Annotated in this window: 4 protein-coding genes; all 4 read left to right on the plus strand. The window is 38.1% G+C overall.

The features are described 5' to 3' along the window. The first annotated feature begins 205 nt into the window (after positions 1–205). The 4 genes from DYY65_RS12055 to DYY65_RS12070 all read left to right on the plus strand — a co-directional run bounded on the left by DYY65_RS12055 (position 206) and on the right by DYY65_RS12070 (position 3403). On the plus strand, positions 206–595 hold the full coding sequence (locus DYY65_RS12055) for a hypothetical protein (RefSeq protein ID WP_162478200.1): 390 nt from the start codon (positions 206–208) through the stop codon (positions 593–595). Between the two features lie 128 nt (positions 596–723). Further along, on the plus strand, positions 724–1020 hold the full coding sequence (locus DYY65_RS12060) for a hypothetical protein (protein ID WP_162478201.1): 297 nt from the start codon (positions 724–726) through the stop codon (positions 1018–1020). A gap of 597 nt (positions 1021–1617) precedes the next feature. After that, positions 1618–2760 carry a hypothetical protein gene (locus DYY65_RS12065; protein ID WP_162478202.1) on the plus strand — a complete coding sequence of 381 codons (1143 nt, stop codon included), beginning with the start codon at positions 1618–1620 and terminating at the stop codon, positions 2758–2760. Positions 2761–3232: 472 nt separating this feature from the next. Further along, the gene (locus DYY65_RS12070; RefSeq protein ID WP_162478203.1) at positions 3233–3403 is read left to right on the plus strand and encodes a hypothetical protein; all 171 of its coding nucleotides are present in this window, start codon (positions 3233–3235) and stop codon (positions 3401–3403) included. The last annotated feature ends 1024 nt before the right edge of the window (positions 3404–4427 follow it).

The following is a 4427-nucleotide window of genomic DNA, read 5'->3' on the forward strand; positions in this document are numbered from 1 at the left end:
TCCAACATCCAACTTTCTCTTTATTGATTCAAAGATTTTGAATCTGCTTCCCCATTCCATACAGAAATGAAGACACAAAGCTGTTTTCTGGTAAAGTAACTCTTGATAAAATGGCAGGTGTTCTAACCCACTCTGTATATCCGATGTGGTGCTTCAATGAAAACGAAAATGACAAAAGCACTTGCTATTGTAATGGTTTTAGCAGTTGACACTTGTAACATCAGATGCATTAGCCATAGTCAAACATCACCATAGTCATACAAGCAACAGTAGCAGCACAACTGACTCAACAAATACTACACCCATAGCCAAACAACATCACAGTCATAAAAGCAGCAGTAGCACGATTGCTCACTCGGCAGCTTTGGATAACTCAACCAGCTTCAATGACAATAACGGAATAAGCACTGACACCGGCATAAGTAGTAGCGGATTTCACCACCACAGCACGAGCACGGTTACTGGTACAAGCGGCAGTGGACATCACCACCACCACCACAGTACTAGTACGACTAGCAGCTCTTCACATCACACCACCCATCACACCAGTGTCACTAGTCTCGTAGTCTCTCCCCAACCAACACTACTCTACTAAAAATTGATACTTTATTAAACCAAAATCTCTATTTCTTATTGTTATGTATTAAGATGTTTATTAGTACCATTTGACTTTTAATAGATTGTTAATTATGTTAATATGATTGAATTGGTATCCAGCCCAAAATGATTAAACTGACCAAAGAAGACTTGAAATTTAAAAAGTCTGCAGAATATCGTGATAGAAAAGAGAATATTTTAAATGCTGCTAATATTTTGGGCATGATCAACAGCTCTGGAATAAAGTACCATCTCAACCCCGATAAACAACGAAATTTGATTGAAATTGTTGTGTCTTTTATGGGATTGGGTAATTCTTCTTATGGATTATCAGATTATGTTTGCAATCGAATTTGCATGTTTGAACGAGAGCAAAAGACAAATGAAGAGATTAGTGATTGGTTAAGACGAATGGCAAAATAAATTATGGTACCAAAATAATTGATGTGACCGCTGAAGACTTTCAATTTAAAGATTTGGCGATTACCTAGTTGTGGAGTCTCGATTTTGATCGAGTATCCCAAAGAAAAGTATGAATGGAGAATTTTATGGATTTGCGTTAAATGGATACAAATTAGTTATGTAACAAAATCCATAAATCATTAGAATGCATAGTTGGTAGGCTAGAACTGCGTACCTCACAAGGCGCGGCAATGATTAATTCAGATTAATTCATTTTTGACGCCTACGGCAAGATAATCTTTTATTCTTACTATGACTCAGAATGTATTGATATGAGAAACAATAATTGAGATCTGTTTGGATTTAAAAGTAGGGGTAAAGATGGAATCTGAAATCGTTTATCATTGTGATCGTCTGAAAGTTTCAGAGTTGGTTTTTCATCGAACTAGATAGAATCAATTGTCCATACTAGATACTAGTGGACTATACGCTACATAAAATTTTTTGAATAAATTGTAGAGAAACTTTGAACCGCTTTAAATATAGATTAGAAGATTTTTATATATGTATCTTACTTTCTTCGAAGTTTATATAGTATTTCTACAGAATCAAGTTAACATGCATTATTCAGACGAAAATTACAGAAAATTAAGCATAATAGCCGCAGTAGCGATTGCAATCGCAGCTATGATGATTCCAGGCGCGAGTCTCGCGTCAAATGCATATGCATCTCATGGAAATAGCGTGAAAGATAGCGGAAACGTAGCACAAGACACTCATCAGTCTAACTCCATCAGCTCATCTGACTCGGGAAGTGGGGGAAAGTCAAGCGCAGATCACAATAGTCAATCTAATGACGCCACGAATACAGCACACGTCCACATTCACAATGGACATCACAGCGACAAACATTCTAGCAAATATACTGGTAGCAAAGACAATAAACACGGAAAGAATGGCGGTAGTATAAAAGATAGCGGCAATGTGGCCCAATCGATAAGCCAAACGAACTCCATTAGTGCTTCTAACAGCGGAACTGGCGGCAGCGCAAGTGCAAGTGGTAACACTCAAAGTAATGACGCAAGCAATAGCGCAACCGTTCACATAAGCAACGGTCATCATCACAATAATGGCGGTCAACCAGTATGGTCTGGTGACAGCAAGAAAGGCGGTAGTATAAGTGACAGTGGAAATGTAGCACAGTCCATCGATCAGTCTAACTCAATTACAGCTAGCAACTCTGGAACTCTCGGTAGTGCAACCGCAAACGATAACACTCAATCTAATACTGCTACTAATACAGCTAGTGTAGATATCCATAACGGTGGAAATAATAACAACAATGGCGACCAAAAATGGTTAACTGGAAATGATAACAATGGCGGTAAAAATGGTGGCAGCATAAAAGATAGCGGCAATGTACTCCAGACCATAGACCAATCAAACAGTATAAGTGCTACTAACACTGGTATTCTTGGAAGCGCAAGTGCTGACAATAATCATCAGACAAATACAGCTACTAACTCTGCGGATGTAGATATTAACAACCATGGTAGTGGTTCCATAGACAACAGCGGCAATGTAGCTCAGTCTATCACGCAATCAAATTCAATTAGCGCAACAAATAACCCAACGCCTCCTCCACCTGGTGTGGCAATACTTTGTCCAGTTCTCGGACCATGCAGTAGTGCCAGTGCAGACGGTAATACACAAACAAACTCGGCCACAAATAGCGCTGACGTAAGCATCGGAAACCACTAGCAAACAACTGCTACTCTTTTTTATTTTTTGTTTTGAACTAGTTGATTTAGTTAATAGAATGCGTGTTTAGAGAAGCTATTTGGCTATTTGGCTATTTGACTTTTTTCGCATATTGAATACGTACTAATAATACAATCTTTTATCTGGCAGGCGATTTTAATTCATTGTATTTATAACCAGATTTGCCAAGTATTTGTGTAATTTAGATGAGCGTAAAAGACCGAATAAGAATTGAAAGTAAATAAAACAAAAGCACAAATCAAAGCCCACATTGCGCCAGCTCTGACTTGAGTACTTATGGCGTCACACGTACACTGAGTGGCGATGTAAAAAGATATCGATGTAAAAAGTGTGGTAAATATTTTAGTTTTGGGCCAAAAACTCGCAAAATTAATTATGGCACTGAAACAATATTTACAGCTCTACTAATGGATCGCAACTTTTATACAACAGACAGATAAGCGAATTTTTGTTGAAAGCTCGTCAAGTAAATGCAATGCATGAGATGGTGAGTAAATGGTCACGAAAAGCACGTGAAATAATAAACCAAGACCATGATTGGCAACGAGCTATAGAAAAAAATCCGGATAAGGCGCTATGCAGTATAGCTAAGATAATCGCTAAAGGCTCTGAGCATAAATAGAGTACGACAAATAGTGACTGATGCTTTAAGATGTCCATTGAGTAGCAGTATGGTATTGGAAGAAATACCAGATCAAACCCAATAAAATAAATGTAGCATTGAGTTTATAGAGAGCAGTATTATTAATTGAATATTCATTTGACGGTGCACGTCACTTTTATGATTCTGACTAAATCAATAGAAAAAAGAATTGTTTATATGTTTACAAAAATTGGAATTCTGCTTCCGTCTGTTTTTTTAAACTGAGCTTTGGATGATACACAAACAGTCCGCGATGCAGTTTACTCAAGCCAGCTAGAGGCGGCTTTTGATTGCGCGTGAATTAAGCTCAACAAAGCTACTAGTTTACCAGACTTTTAAAGACACTTTGGAATAGTATGGTGCAGACTTTGCTAGCTTGGAATAAAGCCATTGAAAGCTTGAATTTATCTGGCACATAGTAATTTGAGCTGCATACTCTGAAGTACATCCAGCTGCTCTGTCACCGGCTTGAAGTTTCGTTTGATGGGACTGCCAATTCGACAACTTTGCTACAAACAAACGTAGCCGCTGATTACATTCCATGGAATAAATACACTTTTCTGGTTATGTAATATAGCAAAAATCAACATTCTACTACAGCTAATTTTTTCTAGAAGATTTTGATAGAATACGTAAGTACACAAGAGACTAAGTTTCTTCTAGTTAAATGTACAGGTCGATATGCTCTGATTAATCAATTAGTCAGTTAGCAGCAAGTCATCTCCGAAGTGGGGTTCTGCAATCTTGACTATGGCGTACCTACCCCATATGCGCAGGCTAGTAGGCAAGTGAGATTTGCAAGTGGCTTGGCCGGTGGTCATTATCTTTGAGTTGGAGGACTATACCATGGCCTTCAGCTTACTGTAAATGCATCGGGCAGAATCGACCTATCGTACTTGTAATCGGGAAAAACAAAAAATAAGAGAGATTGTGCTTTGTTTAAGGTTTAGGTCAGATTATTAATGTCCGTGTCCGTGTACTTCGGCATCGTTACTTGCATCAT

Source organism: Nitrososphaera sp. AFS, from assembly GCF_009898475.1.
GTDB lineage: Archaea > Thermoproteota > Nitrososphaeria > Nitrososphaerales > Nitrososphaeraceae > Nitrosopolaris.

What these genes read in the sequence shown, in the direction of transcription:
- DYY65_RS12060 (WP_162478201.1), top strand. Translation starts at nt 724, where the DNA reads ATGATTAAACTGACCAAAGAAGACTTGAAATTTAAAAAGTCTGCAGAA.
- DYY65_RS12065 (WP_162478202.1), top strand. Translation starts at nt 1,618, where the DNA reads ATGCATTATTCAGACGAAAATTACAGAAAATTAAGCATAATAGCCGCA.